18 protein-coding genes are annotated in these 17106 nt (G+C 72.9%); 8 read left to right on the top strand and 10 right to left on the bottom strand.

The genetic code is table 11. From position 1 onward, the window contains the following. Window positions 1-48 precede the first annotated feature (48 nt). Entirely contained in the window at window positions 49-1551 is a 1503-nt protein-coding gene (locus ACF07V_RS16950) for a PLP-dependent aminotransferase family protein (RefSeq protein WP_392154852.1), read from the bottom strand. Window positions 1552-1654: 103 nt separating this feature from the next. Between ACF07V_RS16950 and ACF07V_RS16945 the strand changes: the two genes are divergently transcribed. From ACF07V_RS16945 to ACF07V_RS16930, 4 genes are all read left to right on the top strand, one after another. After that, on the top strand, window positions 1655-2323 hold the full coding sequence (locus ACF07V_RS16945) for a YitT family protein (RefSeq protein ID WP_392154851.1): 669 nt from the start codon (window positions 1655-1657) through the stop codon (window positions 2321-2323). Continuing rightward, on the top strand, window positions 2320-3084 hold the full coding sequence (locus ACF07V_RS16940; RefSeq protein WP_392154850.1) for a glycerophosphodiester phosphodiesterase: 765 nt from the start codon (window positions 2320-2322) through the stop codon (window positions 3082-3084). Before ACF07V_RS16945 ends, ACF07V_RS16940 begins: the two co-directional genes overlap by 4 nt. Window positions 3085-3125: 41 nt before the next feature. Next, window positions 3126-4496, top strand: a complete 1371-nt coding sequence (locus ACF07V_RS16935; RefSeq protein WP_392154849.1) for an MFS transporter — start codon at window positions 3126-3128, stop codon at window positions 4494-4496. Between the two features lie 255 nt (window positions 4497-4751). Then, window positions 4752-5126: an RNA polymerase-binding protein RbpA gene (locus ACF07V_RS16930; RefSeq protein ID WP_015032218.1), complete on the top strand. Its 375-nt coding sequence runs from the start codon at window positions 4752-4754 to the stop codon at window positions 5124-5126. 207 nt (window positions 5127-5333) lie between these two features. Here the strand turns inward: ACF07V_RS16930 and fxsA are convergent, their stop codons facing one another. The 4 genes from fxsA to ACF07V_RS16910 form a co-directional block, all read right to left on the bottom strand. Continuing rightward, the gene (gene fxsA, locus ACF07V_RS16925) at window positions 5334-5927 is read right to left on the bottom strand and encodes an FxsA family membrane protein (RefSeq protein WP_392154848.1); all 594 of its coding nucleotides are present in this window, start codon (window positions 5925-5927) and stop codon (window positions 5334-5336) included. 70 nt (window positions 5928-5997) lie between these two features. Further along, on the bottom strand, window positions 5998-6774 hold the full coding sequence (locus tag ACF07V_RS16920) for a polyprenol monophosphomannose synthase (protein WP_392154846.1): 777 nt from the start codon (window positions 6772-6774) through the stop codon (window positions 5998-6000). 468 nt (window positions 6775-7242) lie between these two features. Continuing rightward, window positions 7243-8880: an amidohydrolase gene (locus tag ACF07V_RS16915; RefSeq protein WP_392154845.1), complete on the bottom strand. Its 1638-nt coding sequence runs from the start codon at window positions 8878-8880 to the stop codon at window positions 7243-7245. A 67-nt stretch (window positions 8881-8947) separates the two neighbouring features. After that, window positions 8948-9388, bottom strand: a complete 441-nt coding sequence (locus ACF07V_RS16910; RefSeq protein ID WP_030691308.1) for an Lrp/AsnC family transcriptional regulator — start codon at window positions 9386-9388, stop codon at window positions 8948-8950. 225 nt (window positions 9389-9613) lie between these two features. On the opposite strand from ACF07V_RS16910, the gene ACF07V_RS16905 reads away from it, so the two are divergent. Further along, window positions 9614-9982: a hypothetical protein gene (locus ACF07V_RS16905; protein ID WP_392154843.1), complete on the top strand. Its 369-nt coding sequence runs from the start codon at window positions 9614-9616 to the stop codon at window positions 9980-9982. 9 nt (window positions 9983-9991) lie between these two features. Here ACF07V_RS16905 and ACF07V_RS16900 read toward each other — a convergent pair whose 3' ends face one another. Continuing rightward, window positions 9992-11083 carry a phosphotransferase family protein gene (locus tag ACF07V_RS16900; protein WP_392154841.1) on the bottom strand — a complete coding sequence of 364 codons (1092 nt, stop codon included), beginning with the start codon at window positions 11081-11083 and terminating at the stop codon, window positions 9992-9994. A gap of 10 nt (window positions 11084-11093) precedes the next feature. Then, the gene (locus tag ACF07V_RS16895) at window positions 11094-12155 is read right to left on the bottom strand and encodes a hypothetical protein (protein ID WP_392154933.1); all 1062 of its coding nucleotides are present in this window, start codon (window positions 12153-12155) and stop codon (window positions 11094-11096) included. Between the two features lie 495 nt (window positions 12156-12650). Between ACF07V_RS16895 and ACF07V_RS16890 the strand changes: the two genes are divergently transcribed. Next, on the top strand, window positions 12651-12836 hold the full coding sequence (locus ACF07V_RS16890) for a hypothetical protein (RefSeq protein WP_392154839.1): 186 nt from the start codon (window positions 12651-12653) through the stop codon (window positions 12834-12836). On the opposite strand, the gene ACF07V_RS16885 is transcribed toward ACF07V_RS16890, so the two are convergent. From ACF07V_RS16885 to ACF07V_RS16875, 3 genes are all read right to left on the bottom strand, one after another. Then, window positions 12799-13971, bottom strand: coding sequence for an acyl-CoA dehydrogenase family protein (locus tag ACF07V_RS16885; protein ID WP_392154837.1), 1173 nt, complete (start codon window positions 13969-13971; stop codon window positions 12799-12801). The genes ACF07V_RS16890 and ACF07V_RS16885 overlap by 38 nt on opposite strands. 123 nt (window positions 13972-14094) lie before the next feature. Next, a complete protein-coding gene (locus ACF07V_RS16880; protein ID WP_392154836.1) occupies window positions 14095-14241 on the bottom strand; it encodes an SCO1431 family membrane protein in 147 nt (48 codons plus the stop codon). A gap of 46 nt (window positions 14242-14287) precedes the next feature. Further along, entirely contained in the window at window positions 14288-15118 is an 831-nt protein-coding gene (locus ACF07V_RS16875; protein ID WP_392154834.1) for a DUF429 domain-containing protein, read from the bottom strand. 423 nt (window positions 15119-15541) lie between these two features. On the opposite strand from ACF07V_RS16875, the gene ACF07V_RS16870 reads away from it, so the two are divergent. Further along, complete coding sequence (locus ACF07V_RS16870) at window positions 15542-16492, top strand: S8 family serine peptidase (protein WP_392154833.1); 951 nt, start codon at window positions 15542-15544, stop codon at window positions 16490-16492. Next, window positions 16473-17105 (top strand): GAF domain-containing protein, encoded by a 633-nt coding sequence (locus ACF07V_RS16865; RefSeq protein ID WP_392154831.1) that lies wholly within the window; start codon window positions 16473-16475, stop codon window positions 17103-17105. Before ACF07V_RS16870 ends, ACF07V_RS16865 begins: the two co-directional genes overlap by 20 nt. The last annotated feature ends 1 nt before the right edge of the window (window position 17106 follow it).

Genomic DNA, 17106 nt, shown 5'->3' with positions numbered 1-17106 from the left:
TCCCCACGCACGCGCGTGGGGACCCTTCGTACGTGTCGGCGTGACCGGCTACGCCACGAACGACCGCGGCGGTTCCGTTCCCCCGCTGCCGGCGCCGGACTCGACCAGGCGGGCCGCGGCGGCCAGCCGGACGGCCGCCTCGTCGGCGACCGGGCCGCCGACCGTGAAGGGCAGCCGGACGAAGCCCTCGAAGGCGCCGTCGACGCCGAAGCGGGGACCGGAGGGGACGCGGACGCCGACCCGCTCGCCCGCCTCCGCGAGCCGGGAACCGGACAGGCCGCCGGTGCGGACCCAGAGGGTCAGACCGCCGCGCGGGACCGCGAACTCCCACTCCGGGAGCTCCCGGCGGACGGCGGCGACGAGCGCGTCGCGGTTCTCCCTGGCCTGCTCGCGGCGGAGGCTCACGGCCTCCTCCCAGCCGCCCGTCCGCATCAGCCAGTTCACACCGAGCTGCTCCAGGACGGGGGTGCCCAGGTCGGCGTACGCGCGCGCGGCCACCAGGGAACGGATGACGTCGGGCGCGGCCCGGACCCAGCCGATCCGCATGCCCGCCCAGAAGGCCTTGCTGGCCGAGCCGACCGTGAGGACGGTGGCGCCCGCCGGGTCGAAGGCGCAGACCGGCCGCGGCATCTCCAGGTCCTCGTCCAGGTGCAGCTCGGCCATGGTCTCGTCGACGACGAGGACCGTGCCGGCCGAGCGGGCCGCCTCGACCAGCTGGCGCCGCTGGTCCTCGTCGGCGAGCGCGCCGGTCGGGTTGTGGAAGTCGGCGACGACGTACGCGAGGCGGGGCGCCGCGTCCCGCAGCACCTGCCGCCAGCGGGGCAGGTCCCAGCTGCCGAGGCCCTCGGCCATGGCGACGGGCACCAGCCGGGCGCCCGCCGAACGCATCAGCTGGAGGATGTTGGCGTACGAGGGCGACTCGACGGCGATCCGCTCGCCGCGGCCCGCGAAGAGGTGGCAGATGGCGTCGATGGCGCCCATGGCGCCGGTCGTGACCATGATCTGCTCGGGCATGGTGGGGATCCCGCGCGCGGTGTACCGGTCGGCGAGCATCTGCCGGAGCGCGGGCAGCCCGGCCGGGTAGTCCCCGTGCGTGTGGGCGTAGGGCGGCAGCTCCTCCAGGGCGCCCTGGACGCCCCGGGTGAGCCAGGGCTCGGGCGCGGGCAGTGCCGCGCAGCCGAGGTCGATCATCGAGCCGAGGGACTCGGGCGGCAGGGGTTCGAGGCCGCGCGCGGGCAGCGGGTTCCCGGCGGGCACGGCGGTCCAGCTGCCGGCGCCGCGCCGTGACTCCAGGAAGCCCTCGGAACGCAGCGCCTCGTAGGCCGCGGCGACGGTGGTGCGGCTGACGGTGAGCGCGACGGCGAGTTCCCGCTCGGCGGGCAGGCGGGCGGCGACCGGGACGCGGCCCTCCAGGACGAGCAGCCGGATGCCGTCGGCCAGGGCGCGGTAGGCGGGCGGCTTGCGGGCGCCGGGTCCGGCGGGCCGGGGCTGCTGCGCCTGGAGCTGCCGGGCGAGCTGAGCCGGTCCCACCGCCGAAGTCCACTGAGCCATGGAAATCAGTCCACCTTCCTCGAATTGGCCATGGGCGACATCCGATCCCCCGCCACAGAGTGTCATGAGCCAGTCCACTACCACCACCTTGGGGGGCAGTTCCTTGTCCATCGCCTCCGGCCTCCACGGCCGGCACCTCACCCGTCGGCTCGTCCAGCTGTACGCCGGACTGACGCTGTACGGGGTCAGCTCGGCGCTGCTGGTGCGCAGCGGGCTCGGCCTGGAGCCCTGGGGCGTCCTCCACCAGGGTCTCGCCGAGAAGACCGGGCTGACCATCGGCGTGGTGTCGATCATCGTCGGTGCGGTGGTGCTGCTCCTGTGGGTCCCGATCCGGCAGCGGCCCGGGCTCGGCACGGTCTCCAACGTGTTCGTGATCGGACTGGCGATGGACGGCACCCTGGCGCTCGTCCCGGACGTCGACGGTCTGGTCGAGCAGGTGCCGGTGCTCCTGCTCGGCATCGTCCTCAACGGGGTCGCGACCGGTCTGTACATCGCGGCGCGGTTCGGGCCCGGTCCGCGTGACGGCCTGATGACCGGTCTGCACCGGCTCACCGGCCGGTCCATCCGGCTGGTGCGGACGGCGATCGAGGTGGTGGTGGTCGCCACCGGCTTCCTGCTCGGCGGCTCGGTCGGCGTCGGCACGGTCCTCTACGCCCTCGCGATCGGACCGCTCGCCCAGTTCTTCCTGCGCCGGTTCGCCGTCCCGGATCCGGCCCCCGTCCCCTCCGAGGTCGCCACCGGGACACCGGAAGGCGCCATACTGCGGCCGTGACTCGCGTACGCCACCCCTACCTCGACCATCCCTCCCCTCTCGCGTTCGCCCATCGCGGCGGCACGGCGAACGGCCTGGAGAACACCGCGGCCGCCTTCCGCCGGGCCGCCGCGGCGGGCTACCGCTACTTCGAGACCGATGTGCACACCACGTCCGACGGGGTGCTCGTGGCCTTCCACGACGCGACCCTCGACCGTGTGACGGACACCTCGGGCCGGATCCGCGACCTGCCGTGGGCGGCGGTGCGGGAGGCCCGAGTGGCCGGCGAGGAGCCCCTGCCGCTCTTCGCGGACCTCCTGGAGGAGTTCCCCGGGGCCCGCTGGAACGTGGACCTCAAGACCGAGTCGGCCCTCGGCCCGCTCGTCGACCTGATCCGCAGGACCGGCGCCTGGGACCGGGTCTGTGTGGGCTCCTTCACCGAGTCCCGGGTGGCGCGGGCCCAGCGTCTCGCCGGTCCCCGGCTCGCCACCTCGTACGGGGTGCGCGGGGTGGCCGGGCTGCGACTGCGCTCCTGGGGGATCCCGGCGGCGCTGCGGGCCGGAGCCGTGGCGGCCCAGGTGCCCGAGCGGCAGGCGGGGATCCCCGTGGTCGACCGCCGGTTCGTCCGGGAGGCGCACGCGCGCGGGCTCCAGGTCCACGTGTGGACCGTGAACGATCCGGACCGGATGAACTCTCTCCTCGACCTGGGTGTCGATGGCATCATGACCGATCACCTGGAGACGCTGCGCGGCGTGCTCACCGACCGGGGAGCGTGGATCTGAGCCGCGTCCGGGCCACGGGGACGAACGAGGAGGGCGCGGCCGTGACCGCTGACACCACCGAACCGGAGGAGTACACCGCCGGTCCCGCCGAGCGGCGGCGCGAGCAGCGGGGCTGGTACTTCTACGACTTCGCGTGCTCGGTGTACTCGACGAGCGTGCTCACCGTCTTCCTCGGCCCGTACCTGACCTCGGTGGCTCGGGCGGCGGCGGACGCCGACGGCTTCGTGCACCCGCTGGGGATCCCGGTGCGGGCGGGCTCGCTCTTCGCGTACGCCGTGTCCGTGTCGATCGTGGTGGCGGTCCTGGTGATGCCCCTGGTGGGCGCGGCTGCCGACCGCACGGGCCGGAAGAAGCCGCTGCTCGCGGCGGCGGCGTACGTGGGGGCGGCGGCCACGACGGGGATGTTCTTCCTCGGGGGCGAGCGCTATCTCCTCGGCGCCTTCCTGCTGATCGTGGCGAACGCGTCACTGTCGGTCTCGATGGTGCTCTACAACGCCTATCTGCCGCAGATCGCGGAGCCCGACGAGCGGGACGCGGTGTCCTCGCGCGGCTGGGCCTTCGGCTACACGTCCGGCGCGCTGGTCCTCGTCCTGAACCTGGTCCTGTACTCGGGCCACGACTCCTTCGGCCTCACGGAGGGCGAGGCGGTCCGGATCTGCCTGGCCTCGGCCGGTGTGTGGTGGGGCGCCTTCACGCTCGTGCCGCTGCGCCGGCTGCGCGACCGGCAGGTCCGCCCGGAAGGGGCGGGGCGAACCGGCGAGGGCGCGGTGGGCAGTGGCTGGCGCCAGCTGCGGGCGACGCTGAAGGACATGCGCCGGCACCCGCTGACGCTCTCCTTCCTCCTCGCCTACCTGATCTACAACGACGGCGTGCAGACGGTGATCTCCCAGGCCTCCGTGTACGGCTCCGAGGAGCTGGGTCTGGACCAGACGACGCTGATCACGGCCGTCCTCCTCGTCCAGGTGCTCGCGGTGGCGGGCGCCCTGGGGATGGGGCGACTCGCCCGGGTGTACGGCGCCAAGCAGACGATTCTGGCCTCGCTGGCGGTCTGGACGCTGATCCTGGCGGCGGGCTACTTCCTGCCGGCAGACTCTCCGGTGTTCTTCTTCTGCCTGGCGGCCGCGATCGGCCTCGTCCTGGGCGGCAGCCAGGCCCTGTCGCGCTCGCTGTTCTCGCATCTGGTGCCGCGCGGCAAGGAGGCGGAGTACTTCTCGGCGTACGAGATGAGCGACCGCGGGCTCAGCTGGCTGGGTCCGCTCGTGTTCGGTCTCGCGTATCAGCTGACCGGAAGCTACCGGGATGCCATCATCTCCCTGGTGATCTTCTTCGCCGTCGGTTTCACGCTGCTCGCCCGGGTCCCCGTCCGGCGTGCGGTGGAGGCCGCGGGGAACCCGATACCCGACCGTATTTAGACGTGGCGGTGAAAGGGCGGTAGTGTACGCGTTTGGCCTGCCAGGCGGACCGTTACTGCGTGCTGCTTTGGTGAAGACACCGGGTCACATCTGCCGTCAGATGTGACAAAACGGGCACTGGTGGGTACAACAAGGGGCGGCACGACGGGCGACGCATGACCCGGCACGGGAATCTTTACCGCCGACCGGACGTTGACCGGATAACGACGACAGCGACACCTGTCCTGTGGGCGACAAGCCCGGGAGGCACGATTCATGAGTGAGCGAGCTCTTCGCGGCACGCGCCTCGTGGTGACGAGCTACGAGACCGACCGCGGCATCGATCTGGCCCCGCGCCAGGCGGTGGAGTACGCATGCGAGAAGGGACATCGTTTTGAGATGCCCTTCTCGGTCGAGGCGGAGATTCCGCCGGAGTGGGAGTGCAAGGTCTGCGGAATCCAGGCACTCCTGGTGGACGGGGACGGACCTGAGGAGAAGAAGGGCAAGCCTGCGCGTACGCACTGGGACATGCTCATGGAGCGGCGCACCCGCGAGGAGCTGGAGGAGGTCCTCGCCGAGAGGCTGGCCGTCCTGCGCTCCGGCGCCATGAACATCGCCGTGCATCCGCGCGACAGCCGCAAGTCGGCCTAGCGGTCCGCCGCACGAGCACAACGCCGCGGGGCCCGGTACACACATCGTGTACCGGGCCCCGCGGCGTTCCACGTGCCTGTCCCGCGTGCCCGGAACGTTTCCCGCGACCGCGAAGCGGGACACAGCCGCCCCGGAGCCTTCCTGGGAAAGCTCGGGGACACAGCTGCCCCGGAGCCTTGCCGGGAAAGCTCCGGGGCAGGGGTGAGGTCAGGGCATCAGGGGCGGGCGCTGCTCGTCGGCCCGGCGCGGGCCCTGGGGCGCGTCCTCGCGGATGACCTCACCCTGGACCACCTTGCCGTCGGGCCGGTGGATACGGGCCTGCTGGAAGGCGTCCTGGAGGCTGCCGGGAGGCGCGGCGCCCATCCGGCGCTCGACGGCCTTCTCCGCGTACCGCCCGAGGAACGAGCGGACCTGCGGGATCAGCAGGAGCAGGCCGGCCGCGTCCGAGAGCAGGCCGGGGATCATCAGGAGCAGGCCGCCCAGCATCAGGAAGCCGTTGCGGTCGTCCGCGCCGGCCCGGTCGGCGGGCGAGGGCGCCACGCCCGTCTGCGCGGCCGCCTGGGCCTGCTGGAAGGTCGAGGTGAGGTTGCGGAAGGCACGGCGGCCCGCCCGCTTGACGACGGCGGCACCGAGCACGGCGCCGCCGACGAGCAGGGCGAGGACGGTCAGCCCGCCCGCAGCGTTGGCCACCACCGTGAGCAGCCAGATCTCCAGGACCAGCCAGGCGGCGGCGCCGAGAGGAAGGTACGTACGCGCGCGTGAGCGCTTCGGGGCGAGGGGAGGCGGTGCGCCGGTCGTCATGGTGCCCAGTGTGCCTGGCGCCCCGCCGGAACGTCGTAAAGGAAAGATCAGTACGCGGCCCTGACGGAGGTCAGGAGGACTTGCGGCCGAGCAGCTTGCCGACCTTCTCCGCGCGCGCCGTGAGGCCCCAGCCGGTGACCCGCCACAGCGCCTCGACGACGATGTTGCGGCTCATCTTCGAGTCGCCGATCTCGCGCTCCACGAAGGTGATCGGGACCTCGACGACATGGAAGCCGGCGGCGATCGCGCGGCGCGCCAGGTCGACCTGGAAGCAGTAGCCGGCCGAGGCCACGTCCTCCAGGCCCAGGCCCTCCAGGGTCTCCTTGCGGAAGGCCCGGTAGCCGCCGGTGACGTCGCGGATCGGCACGTCGAGCATCACGCGCGAGTAGAGGCTGCCGCCCCGGGAGATGAACTCGCGGGACTTCGGCCAGTTCACGATGCGGCCGCCCGGCACCCAGCGGGAGCCGAGGACCAGGTCCGCGCCCTTGAGGGCGGTGAGCAGCCGCGGGAGCTCCTCGGGCTGGTGGGAGCCGTCGGCGTCCATCTCGACGAGGACGCCGTAGCCCTGCTCGATGCCCCACCGGAAGCCGGCGAGGTAGGCGGCGCCGAGCCCCTCCTTGCCCTTGCGGTGGAGGACGTGCACATGGTCGTCCTCGGACGCGATCTCGTCCGCGAACTTGCCCGTGCCGTCGGGGCTGTTGTCGTCGGCGACGAGAACGTGCGCCTCGGGTACGGCTTCCCGCACCCGCGCGACGATCGGCTTGATGTTCTCCGCCTCGTTGTAGGTCGGAATGATCACCAAGGCCTTGCCGAGCGGGCCGTAACGCCTCTGGCCACCGTCGTTCACTACTGCCCCTTCGGATACATACGCAGGCCCCCACCATAGCGAGGTCCCCGGAGTGCTCCGGCGCGGCGGGGTCGGGTGGGACGGGTGAGGCGGCGGGTCCCGTGGGGCGCACCCCGGGTGACGTGCGGTGCGGGGCCCGGCGTCCTTCGGTCCGACCTGGGATCCGCTGGCTGCGGGTCGACCGAGAGCCGTTGTCTACTGAACGTCCGGGCCCCACCCGGGTCGCACCTTCCGCCGGAGAAACCTTCCCTCGCGGCCGAGGCGCGGGCGGCGTTCGGCTACGGCGTGGAGGTGCGGTCCGGTCGGACGTCCTGTGGTGGACGCCGTGAACCTACCCGTCCCCGACCGGCGACTGTCAACACCCGCTTGACCTGCGAAGACTCCCCAAAAGCCCAGGCCGGAGGGGAAGATCCGCAGGTCGGGGACAAGCGTGCGGGACCGCGGTACGGGGTGCGGAATGTCCCCACATCACTCGTTCGGCCGTACGAACACGGTCTGCCCGTACACCACCGTGCGCAGGCAGACGGGGAGTTCGACACCGGGCGACAGATCGGGCAGACCGGGCGTTCCGGACCGGGGGTCGGTGGACCAGCGGGCGACCCGGTCGTCGGGCGCCTGGACGACGAGCTCCTCGGTGCGCCAGACCGCGTAGTCGGCGGGGGCGCCGGGGACCAGCGTCCCCGCGTCGTCCCGGCCCACGGCCCGCCAGCCGCCCCGGGTGTGGGCGGTGAAGGCGGCGCGGGCGGAGATCCGGTGCTCGGGGGTCCGGTGGAAGGCGGCGGCCCGGACGGTGCCCCAGGGGTCGAGCGGGGTGACCGGACTGTCGGAGCCGAAGGCCAGCGGCACACCGGCGCGCAGGAGCGCCGCGTACGGGTTGAGGGTGCGGGCCCGCTCGGCGCCGAGCCGGTCGGCGTACATCCCCTCCTCGCCGCCCCAGAGGGCGTCGAAGGCGGGCTGGACGGAGGCGGTGAGGCCCAGCTCGGCGAACGCGGCGATCGTCTCGGGGGTGAGCATCTCGACGTGCTCGACGCGGTGCCGGGCGGCCCGGACACGGGCCAGGCCGAGCTTCTCGGCGGCGGCCCTGACGCCCTCGACGACGGCGGTCACCGCGGCGTCGCCGATGGCGTGGAAACCGGCCTGGAGGCCCGCCTCGGTGCAGGCGACGACGTGCAGGGCGATGGTGGCCGCGTCCAGGTGGGCCGAGCCGCGGTGCCCGGTGTGGTCGGCGTACGGCTCGTGGAGGCAGGCCGTGTGGGAGCCGAGCGAGCCGTCGGCGAAGAGGTCGCCGGCCGCGCCGAGGGCGCCCAGGGCCCGCGCCCGCTCGACGTCGAGGTCGGCCCAGTAGCCGACGACCCTGGGCCCGGCCTCCTCGCGCGCGAGGTCCAGGAGCCCGGTGAAGTCCTCCTCGGAGGAGATCTGCGGTCCGCCGCACTCGTGGAGGGTGCCGATGCCGAGGGACGCGGCCTTGAGCCTGGCGGCGCGCTGGGCCTCGGTGCGCTGCTGCGGCGACACGGCGGCGAAGGCGGCCGCGCGCACGGCGTGGTGGGCGTCGCCGGTGAGCGGCCGCTGCCCGTCGTGGAAGCCGTCGAGGTCGCGGACGCCGGGCACGAGGTCGAGGAGGGCGGTGGTGACGACGGCCGAGTGGACGTCGATCCGGGTCAGGTAGAGCGGGCGGCCGCCGGTGAGCTCGTCGAGCTCGGCGCGGGTGAGCGGACGGCGCTCGGGCCAGCGGGAGGCGTCCCAGCCGTGGCCGATGAGGATGCGGTCCTCGGGGCGGGCGGCGGCGTGGGCCCGGATCAGCTCCGCGGCCTCGGCGAGCGACGCGGCGGAGGACAGGTCGAGCCCGGTGAGGGCGAAACCGGTGGCGGTGGTGTGCACGTGCGCGTCGACGAAGGCCGGGGTGACGAGCGCGCCCTCCAGGTCGACGACCTCGTCCACGCCGGACGCGAAGGCGTCGGCCGCGCCCTCCGAGCCCACCCAGGCGACGTGCCCGCGCTCCACCACCATGGCGGTGGCGAAGGGATCGGCGGGGCTGTGGACCTCTCCACCGCGCAGCAGCACGGTGCGGTGGTCGCCGGGAGACGCAGGAGGCATGGACTCACTCATGCCCACCAGGCTAGGACCTGCCGGGACCCGGTTTGTCCGGCAGGTCCCCCGAGAGGGTCCCGACGTGTCAGATGCGCGGCGGCCTGGCCTCGTACGGCGTGGACAGGACGACGGTCGTGCGGCTGGAGACGCCGGCCTGGGAGCGGATGCGGGTGAGCAGGTGCTCCAGCTCCAGCGGGGTGGCGACGCGGACCTTGAGGATGTAGTTCTCGTCACCCGCGACGCTGTGGCAGGCCTCGATCTCCGGGATGTCGGCGAGCCGGTCGGGGGTGTCGTCCGGGGCGCTGGGATCGAAGGGTTTGACCGAGATGAACGCGGTGAGCGGCAGGCCCACGGCCTCCGGGTCGACGACGGCGGCATAGCCGCGGATGACACCGCGCTGCTCCAGGCGGCGGACGCGCTGATGCACCGCCGACGTGGACAGGCCGGTGGCCTTGCCCAGGTCGGTGTAGCTCATGCGCCCGTCCTTGACGAGCAACTCCACGATCTGACGATCCAGCTCCTCCATGCGGTGACCCTATGACCCCGGAGGGAATCGGGCACGGCCGGGGGCGGCCCATATAGGGCGCTATGGGCTGTCACGGGGCACCTGCGACAGGCATGTGACGAACGCCACAGGTTTGCGCCGGGCCCGAAGTCTCGCCTCACGGTTATGCGGAGTTCCGCATGGGAAGTGCTTGCTGTGGTCGAGGCCGCACAGATCCGGCCGACCCAGCCGAGGGGGAGATTCCCAATGCAGGAGCCTGTTGATTCGGTCGACACGTCCGACGAGCTCGACGCGTACGACACCTTTGAGATGTTCCGGGTCGTCTGCCCGGAGTGCGTGCAGCCGATCGCGCTGCTCGCGGACGAGGACGCGCTGCCGGAGCACGCCCTCTGCCCGACGCCGTGGAACCCCTTCGTCCTGACGGTCTGCCCGGGCACGGGCCTCGCCGCCTCCGAGGCCCGCCCCGCCGACGACGGCCTGGGCGTGCAGGAGCAGGACACCGCGCTGCTCCTGACGCTCCCCCAGGGCCTCGACTGGCGCACGCAGCCTTTCTCGCACGTCGGCGGTCCGGGCTCGCGTCCGATCCGGGTGCCGCAGATGCGGCGCGCGGCCTGAGCCGTCCGGCTACCAGTAGCTTCCCCGCACCATCGCCGCGAGCGTGGCGTGGTGCAGGATCAGCCCGTCCGGGTCACCGGGCACCTCGACCTCACCGAAGTGGGCCTGGCGGTACGCGATCCTGAGCATCACGATCGCGTGCCGCAGGGCCGCGTAGAGCGTGTGGAACTCCATGTCGCGCGGGGTGTGCCCGGTCAGTTCCGCGTACCGCCGCTCGATCGCGTCGCGCCGCAGGAAGTCCGGGAGGCCGGGCTGGCCGAAGGCGACGGTCAGGTCCTGGAAGAAGCGGTGCAGGTAGACGGTCCAGCCGAGGTCGACCTCGCGCGGGACGTACGACGCCATCTCCCAGTCGAGGACGGCGGCGGGCGTGAACCCGTCGTAGACGATGTTCCCGATGCGGGCGTCGCCCCAGCCGAGGACGGCGGGGCCCTCGTCGGCCGGCCAGTGCTCCTCCAGCCAGTCGAAGGCCGACTCGATGAGCGGCGAGGGCGCGAGGCCCTCCACCACCCAGGCGTAGTAGGCGCGTTGGGCGTCGACGTGACGGCGCAGCGGGCTTCCGGCCCCGTCCTGGAGCAGGAACTCGGCTTCCTTCGCGGGGAACTGGTCGTGCAGCCTGGCCAGTACGGAGACGGACTCGGCCTCCAGGTGGGCGCGTTCGGCGTCGGTGGCGGCGTGCAGCCAGTTCCCCTCGTACGTGTAGGGCATGACGTCCGGCGGGACGCGGCCCTCGGCGCGGGCCATCACGAAGAAGGGCGCGCCGAGCGGTTCCGGGTCCTCCTCCAGCCAGAGCACGCGCGGCACGGGGACGTCGGTGTGCTCGCCGACGAGGCGCATCACCCGGTGCTGGCGCGCCATGTCGTAGACCGGGAAGACGGTGTACGCGGCGGGGTCGGCGGCCAGCCGCAGGGCGCAGCCGCGCACGGGGGCGTCCGGGTGGTCGAGGTCGAAGAGCAGGGTCTCGCTGGACATGCCGTTGGAGCCGGGGACGGCGAGGCCGTCGACCCTGGCCCCGGGCAGGTGCCGGTCCAGCCAGGCGGTGAGCCGCCGGCCGAGCTCCTCGGGGTCACGGGTGGTGGTGCGGGGGCGCTGGGCGGTGCCCACATCGGCCTCCTCAGTTGGCTGTCGAGGTGTGGTCGGCGAAACCGCTGGGGTCGTGGCGGCCGAAGGAGCCGTGCTCGAAGATGCCGTAGCCGGTGCGGCCGTCGAGGGTGAAGCGGGCCGCGTGGTCGGTGACGCCGTAGGCGGCCATGGGGTGGGCCGCGGGGTCGGAGAGGTCGTAGGCGCGGCGGTCGGTCCAGCCGCGGCCCTGCCAGGTGCCGTGCTGCCAGTCGGTGGCGGGCGGGTAGCCGGCGCCGACGGCGAGCGGGGAGGAGGCGAGGATCTCGACGCCGATCTCCAGGGGCTTCCCGGCCGGGTCGGTGAGGTGGACGACGGCCCGTTCGGGGTGGCGGGTGCCGGGTCGGTACGTGATCTCGGTGCGGGGCCAGCCGAGCTGGGTGTCGCGGCGGCCGTTCCGTACGAGCAGGGCCTCGTTGAGGCTGCGGTAGCCGTCGGCGTCCTCCTGGGCGATGACCATGAGGAAGCGGTCCTCGAAGCGCATCGGGATCCAGAGCCAGTGGAAGCCCTCGGGGCGGAACTCGGCGGCGCGGCCGGGTTCCTCGCCGGGGATGGGGCGGACGCCCCAGCTGCGGTCGCGCGTACCGGTCCACTCCCCCGCCGTGACGGTGAACTCCTCGCCGCCGGCCCTGATGGTGCCCGTGCAGTGCCCGGCCTGGACGAAGCGGCGGCCTTCGAGGGTGAGCCTGCCCCCGTGGCGCTGGGTGTGGTGGGGCTCCCAGACGGTGGGGAAGTCGCCGGTCCAGGTGAGCTCGAAGGAGAGCCCGTCGGGGTCGTCGGGATCGGCCGCGCAGGTCAGGGAGAGGCGCTTGAGGGGTTCGTCGACGGTGATGGTCAGCGGGCCGACGGAGAGGCGCATCCGGTCGTCGCCGAGGGCGTCCGAGGCGCGGACGGCGTGCAGCCGGTCGCCGGTGCGCAGGGTGGCGTAGGCGTCGACGACGCCGGTGTTGGGGTAGACGCCGAGACCGGCGATGAGCAGGGCTCGGCCTTCGTGGTCGAAGACGTGGAAGATGCACCGGTCGTAGGCGTTTCGGTCGCCGCTGACGTGGTGCTTCATCGAGAGCGGTGCCTGGTGCACGGGGTATTCGTCGAGCGCGACGGGCCGGTCGTCGTCCACGGCTGACCTCCTGATCGGCAAGTGGGATCTGACGGTACGTCAGTTCCCGCCCGAGGGGCCAGAGTCGTGCACCGGGTACCGGGCGAACTGCCGCTCGAATCCCCTCGGCGGTGACCACGGCAGCCGGGGCGCGTTGGTCCGGGCATGACCACGCTGTACACCACTCCCAGCGGTTACGGTCGGCACCGGCAGGCCGAACCGCGCGGCGAAGAATCGGTTCCTCAGCCGATGGCGCCGTCGACGGCGCCATCGGCGGCACAGGCACAGGCGCACGCACAGACGCACGCACAGGGACCCGTGCCGGTGCCGTCGCCCGCACAGACGCAGACACAGATGCAGACGCAGGCACCCGCACCGCCCCCCGTACCCGTGCCCGTCCCCGTGCCCGTCCCGGTCCCCGTACCGACGCAGGGACAGGCGGGAGGACCGGCGCAGGTGAAACCCCCCGTCCCCGCCGACCCGCCCATCTACCGGGACGTGCTCTCCCTCTGGGCGAGCCAGGGCCGCACCCTGCCCGGCCACCGCGACCAGGAGTGGACCCGGCTCGCCGCCGGGCCGGTATGGGCGGACCGCACCGTGCGCGTCAGCGGGATTCTGGTCCGACCAGGTGACGGGCGATGACCACGCGCTGGATCTGATTGGTCCCCTCGACGATCTGGAGCATCTTCGCCTCGCGCAGATACCGCTCCACGGGAAAGTCCGCCGTGTAGCCGTATCCGCCGAGCACCTGCACCGCGTCGGTCGTGACCTGCATGGCGGCATCCGTGCAGAAGAGCTTGGCCATCGCCGCGCACCGGCCGAAGGCCCGCCCCTCGTCCCTGAGCCGCGCCGCCTCCAGGTACAGCGCCCGGCCGGCCTCGATCCGGGTCGCCATGTCGGCGAGCAGGAAGCGGAGCCCCTGGAAGTCGGCGATCGGCCGGCCGAACTGGCGACGCCCCCGCGCGTAGGCGACGGCCTCGTCCAGAGCCGCCTGCGCCAGGCCCACGGCACAGGCTGCGATGCCGAGCCGCCCCGAGTCCAGGGCGTCGAGCGCGATCGTGAAGCCCTGCCCCTCCGCGCCGAGACGCCGGTCGTCCGCCACCCGCACCCCGTCGAAGTGGAGCTGCGCGGTGGGCGAGCCCTTCATGCCCATCTTCCGCTCGGGAGGGGCCGCGCTCAGCCCCGGCGCGTCCCCCGGCACCAGAAAGGCGGTGATGCCGCGCGCGCCGGGGCCGCCGGTGCGGGCCATGACCGTGCAGAAGTCCGCGATCCCGCCGTGGGTGATCCAGGCCTTGGTGCCGTCGATCACCCATCCGTCACCGTCCCGGACGGCCCGGGTCCGCAGGGCCGCCGCGTCCGAGCCGGCGGAGGGTTCGGAGAGGCAGTACGCGCCGAGGAGCCCGCCGCCCAGCATCGCGGGCAGGTGCGCCGCCCGCTGCTCCTCGGTGCCGAAGCCCGCGAGCGCGTGGCAGGACAGGGAGTGGACGCTCACACCGAGCCCGACGGTGAGCCGGGCGGCGGCGAGCTCCTCCAGGACCTGGAGGTAGACCTCGTACGGCTGGCCGCCCCCGCCGTACTCGGGGTCGTACGGCAGTCCGAGCAGCCCGGAGCGGGAGAGCAGCGCGAACAGCTCGCGGGGGAAGCGGCCGGCGGCCTCCTCCTCCGCGGCGTGCGGGGCGATCTCCCGGCGGGCGATGTCACGCACCAGGGAGAGCAGTTCCCGGGCCTCGTCGGTGGGCAGCCGGCGCTCCACGCCGTCCGCGGTGCTGTCGGCCATGGCCGGACGCTCCTCCCTGCCGGGCGCGCGGGGCGCTGCGATCGGGGGGAGTATGCCCGTTCCGTACCGGAGGATCACGTGGCCGCCGGTGATCCACACGGTTGCCGGTCGACCGGCGTGGGGTCACATGAGCCCGGCCCGGGTGACGAGGACGGCGAGGAGGACGACCAGGGTCCAGCCGAGGACGTGCTCCAGGATCTTGGGGCCGTCTTCACGGGGGCCGCCGGTCCGCGCGCGGGTGAGGAGACGGGAGTGGGTGGTGGAGGTCATGCCGACCACCTTGCGCCACGGGGGCGGCCCGGAGGTAGGACGTCGGTCACGTCTCCGGGCGGCGGGGGTGTGGTGCCGCCGGAGGCGGAGTCGCTCCGGCACGCACGGCGATGAGCGGGACGTCTCGTCTGGGGAGGTGCATCCAGCCCTCGACCGCGGCCGTCGCACGCTCCTCCTCGGTGGTCGCCGCATGGGTCATTCCGCATGCGGCGGCCCGTGCGACGACCGCCGAGATCAAGGCGTCCAGGTCGTGGTCGCTGCGCGTACACCGGTCGAGCACGTGTTCGTCGATGTGGAGACCCAAGCCGTCGGCGAGGTTCGCGAGGATCCCGGCCCGCGCGGTCGGCGCGCCGGGTTTGGAGCCTTTGTAGCTGTCCTTGCTCGCAAGCCCCCACTGAATCAGCGCGAACGCCGGGTAGACCTCGACGATCGAGCCGGAGCCGTCCCGGGGGATGGGGGGACCCTCCTCGGCCAGACGTTCCATGAGGTCCACCGCGCGCATGGCGACGATGCCCAGCTTGTCGGCGGCGACCGAGAGCGGGCGCTGTCTCCCCGCCCCGGTGCGTTTCCAGGCCACGTCGTCGGTCAGGCGATGAGTGAACCTGCCCAGCCCGTCGCGACCGTCCGAGTGCGGCAGGTAGCGGGAGCGCGCGGGCAGCCTCGTGCCGGTCTGGTGGGCCGCGAGCAGGGACGCGAACGCCACCGGCCAGCCGAGAGGCGCATCCAGGCCGGTCTTGTCGGCGGTCCGCATGGCCGTCAGCAGGTCTTCGTCGTTTCGGGCACCGAGGATTTCGACGACTGGTTCTTCCGCCCAGGTGACGCGGCAGACCCCGGTCGTTCCCGAGTAGCCGGCCAGGTCGATGCCGACCGTCACCATGGGCGGGCCCCCCGCGACGGTCCCCGCCCGCTTGTCCGCAGTCATGGTCTGCACCCGCCTCCTGGGCACCATCTTCACCGGCTGCGCCGTCCGCCTCAAGGTCCAGACCCACCAGGCCGACGACCCGAACCCACGGCGGCCCTCCCCCCTCCCCCGCGCAAGCCGACCGGCCGACGCAGAGAACTGTCAGTTTCCGCGCCGCGAGGGGCAGGACCGGCCGGAAAGCACCCCAGACAACTGGGATGTCCGAGGGCCCGGGCCCTCGGACAGAATCGGTCCGCGGGCACCGCTCAGCCGTTCGACAGCGGGACGGTCCGGCACGTCCGACGGTTCGGTAACGCGCCGTACGAGAGAGCCACGAGTGACCGGAAGGCTCCATTGACCACTACAGCGTTTCGTCGAGCAACGATCCGATTCGCCCACATGAACGCGGGGGAACTCGTCGACCGGTCATCCGTCGCGGCCTCCACGGCGGTGGACCGGGAATGGGCCTGGGGCGGGTCGCGCGGAGCGGGAGTCCGGATCTGCGTCATCGACAGCGGAGTCACGCCGGACCATCCCGAGATCGGGCCCCTGGAGGGGTCGTACGCGGTGGAACGCGTCGAGCCGGACGCCGCGGGCGACGGCCGGCCGAGCTACCGGATCGTCCCGGACGACGAGGGCGACGCCGCCGGTCACGGCACCGCGTGCGCGGCGATCATCCGGCGGATCGCGCCGGACGTGAGCCTGACCAGCGTACGGATCCTGGGGCCGCGGCTCGCGGGCGACGGCAACATGCTGCTGGCCGCCCTGCGCTGGGCGGTGGCGGAGCGCTTCCATGTCGTCAACCTCAGCCTCTCCTCGCGCAAGGGCGACTTCAAGGCCTCGCTGCACGACATCGCGGACGAGGCGTACTTCAACCGGGTGGCGATCGTGGCCTCGGCGCACAACAGCCCGGTCCGCAGCTATCCCTGGATCTTCCCCTCGGTGATCTCCGTCGGGTCGCACGAGATCGCCGACGCGGAGCGCATCGAGGTCAGTCCGCAGCCCCCGGTCGAGTTCTTCGCGGCCGGTGTCGGAATCGAGGTCCCCTGGATGGACGGCGGCCGGTCGTTCCTCTCCGGGAACAGCTTCGCGACCCCCCATGTCAGCGGGTTCGTGGCCCGCATCCTCGGAAAGCATCCGCATCTTCCGGTGAGCGAGGTCAAGCACGTGCTCGCCTCCCTCTCGGACAACTTCACCGACGCGTCCGACCCACCCCGTGCCCCCACCCCCGTCACCGCTTCCGCCGTACCGGACCCGCCCGGCTCACCCGCCCGGTCCGACGCGTCCGCCCCGCCCCTCTCATCCACCCCGTCCGCCGAAGGAGCCGGCCATGACGAATCCGGCGCATGACGCCCCTCTCAGCGGCTCTCCGCTGTCCCGGCGCGACGAGGTGTTGCGCTCGACCGTACGACTGGCCCGGCTTGTCTTCGGCGCCCCCGCCTCGTCGGTCTTCCTGCACGACGCGGCGGGCGGGGCACTCGTCCTGGAGGCCATCTCCGACCCGCAGGAGGACAGCCTGGTGGGCTGGAGCATCCCCGACTACAGCGGCATAGCCGGGTGGGTCTTCCAGAGCGGGGAGGCGGTGATCGCCGACAACCTCGACAACCACCCCCAGTTCAACAGGGACTTCGCGGCCTCCACCGGCCGGATACCGAACGCCATCATCGCCGCGCCGCTGGACACCGACGGGTCCGTCTTCGGCGTTCTGGAGGTGCTCGACCCGGTGCTGGGCCCGCGCAGCACCACCGCCGGCCTGGAGCTGGTCTCGGAGCTGGCGCGCCAGTGCGCGGCGGCCCTGGCGCTGGCGGGCCCGCCGCCCGGCCCCGCCGGACGGCACGCGGCGGCCGCGGAACGGCTGACCAGCCTGGTGGCCGACCTGGCCAGCACCGACGACCCGAATGCCGCGCGGACGCTCGCCTCGCTCGAGGAGATCGCCAGCGCCCTGTCATCGAGAAGGGGGTGAT

Origin of the sequence: Streptomyces sp. NPDC015661 (assembly GCF_043077765.1) — a bacterium.
Classification (GTDB): domain Bacteria; phylum Actinomycetota; class Actinomycetes; order Streptomycetales; family Streptomycetaceae; genus Streptomyces.
The sequence above is the reverse complement of the archived record's forward strand: the minus strand, read 5'-3'. Positions and strand labels throughout refer to the sequence as shown.

Coding starts and splice junctions, on each gene's coding strand:
- ACF07V_RS16865 (WP_392154831.1), top strand. CDS start 16,473: ATGACGAATCCGGCGCATGACGCCCCTCTCAGCGGCTCTCCGCTGTCC.
- ACF07V_RS16880 (WP_392154836.1), bottom strand. CDS start 14,241: ATGACCTCCACCACCCACTCCCGTCTCCTCACCCGCGCGCGGACCGGC.
- ACF07V_RS16875 (WP_392154834.1), bottom strand. CDS start 15,118: ATGGTGACGGTCGGCATCGACCTGGCCGGCTACTCGGGAACGACCGGG.
- ACF07V_RS16950 (WP_392154852.1), bottom strand. CDS start 1,551: ATGGCTCAGTGGACTTCGGCGGTGGGACCGGCTCAGCTCGCCCGGCAG.
- ACF07V_RS16895 (WP_392154933.1), bottom strand. CDS start 12,155: ATGAAGCACCACGTCAGCGGCGACCGAAACGCCTACGACCGGTGCATC.
- ACF07V_RS16910 (WP_030691308.1), bottom strand. CDS start 9,388: ATGGAGGAGCTGGATCGTCAGATCGTGGAGTTGCTCGTCAAGGACGGG.
- ACF07V_RS16885 (WP_392154837.1), bottom strand. CDS start 13,971: ATGGCCGACAGCACCGCGGACGGCGTGGAGCGCCGGCTGCCCACCGAC.
- ACF07V_RS16930 (WP_015032218.1), top strand. CDS start 4,752: ATGAGTGAGCGAGCTCTTCGCGGCACGCGCCTCGTGGTGACGAGCTAC.
- ACF07V_RS16915 (WP_392154845.1), bottom strand. CDS start 8,880: ATGAGTGAGTCCATGCCTCCTGCGTCTCCCGGCGACCACCGCACCGTG.
- fxsA (WP_392154848.1), bottom strand. CDS start 5,927: ATGACGACCGGCGCACCGCCTCCCCTCGCCCCGAAGCGCTCACGCGCG.
- ACF07V_RS16905 (WP_392154843.1), top strand. CDS start 9,614: ATGCAGGAGCCTGTTGATTCGGTCGACACGTCCGACGAGCTCGACGCG.
- ACF07V_RS16870 (WP_392154833.1), top strand. CDS start 15,542: ATGAACGCGGGGGAACTCGTCGACCGGTCATCCGTCGCGGCCTCCACG.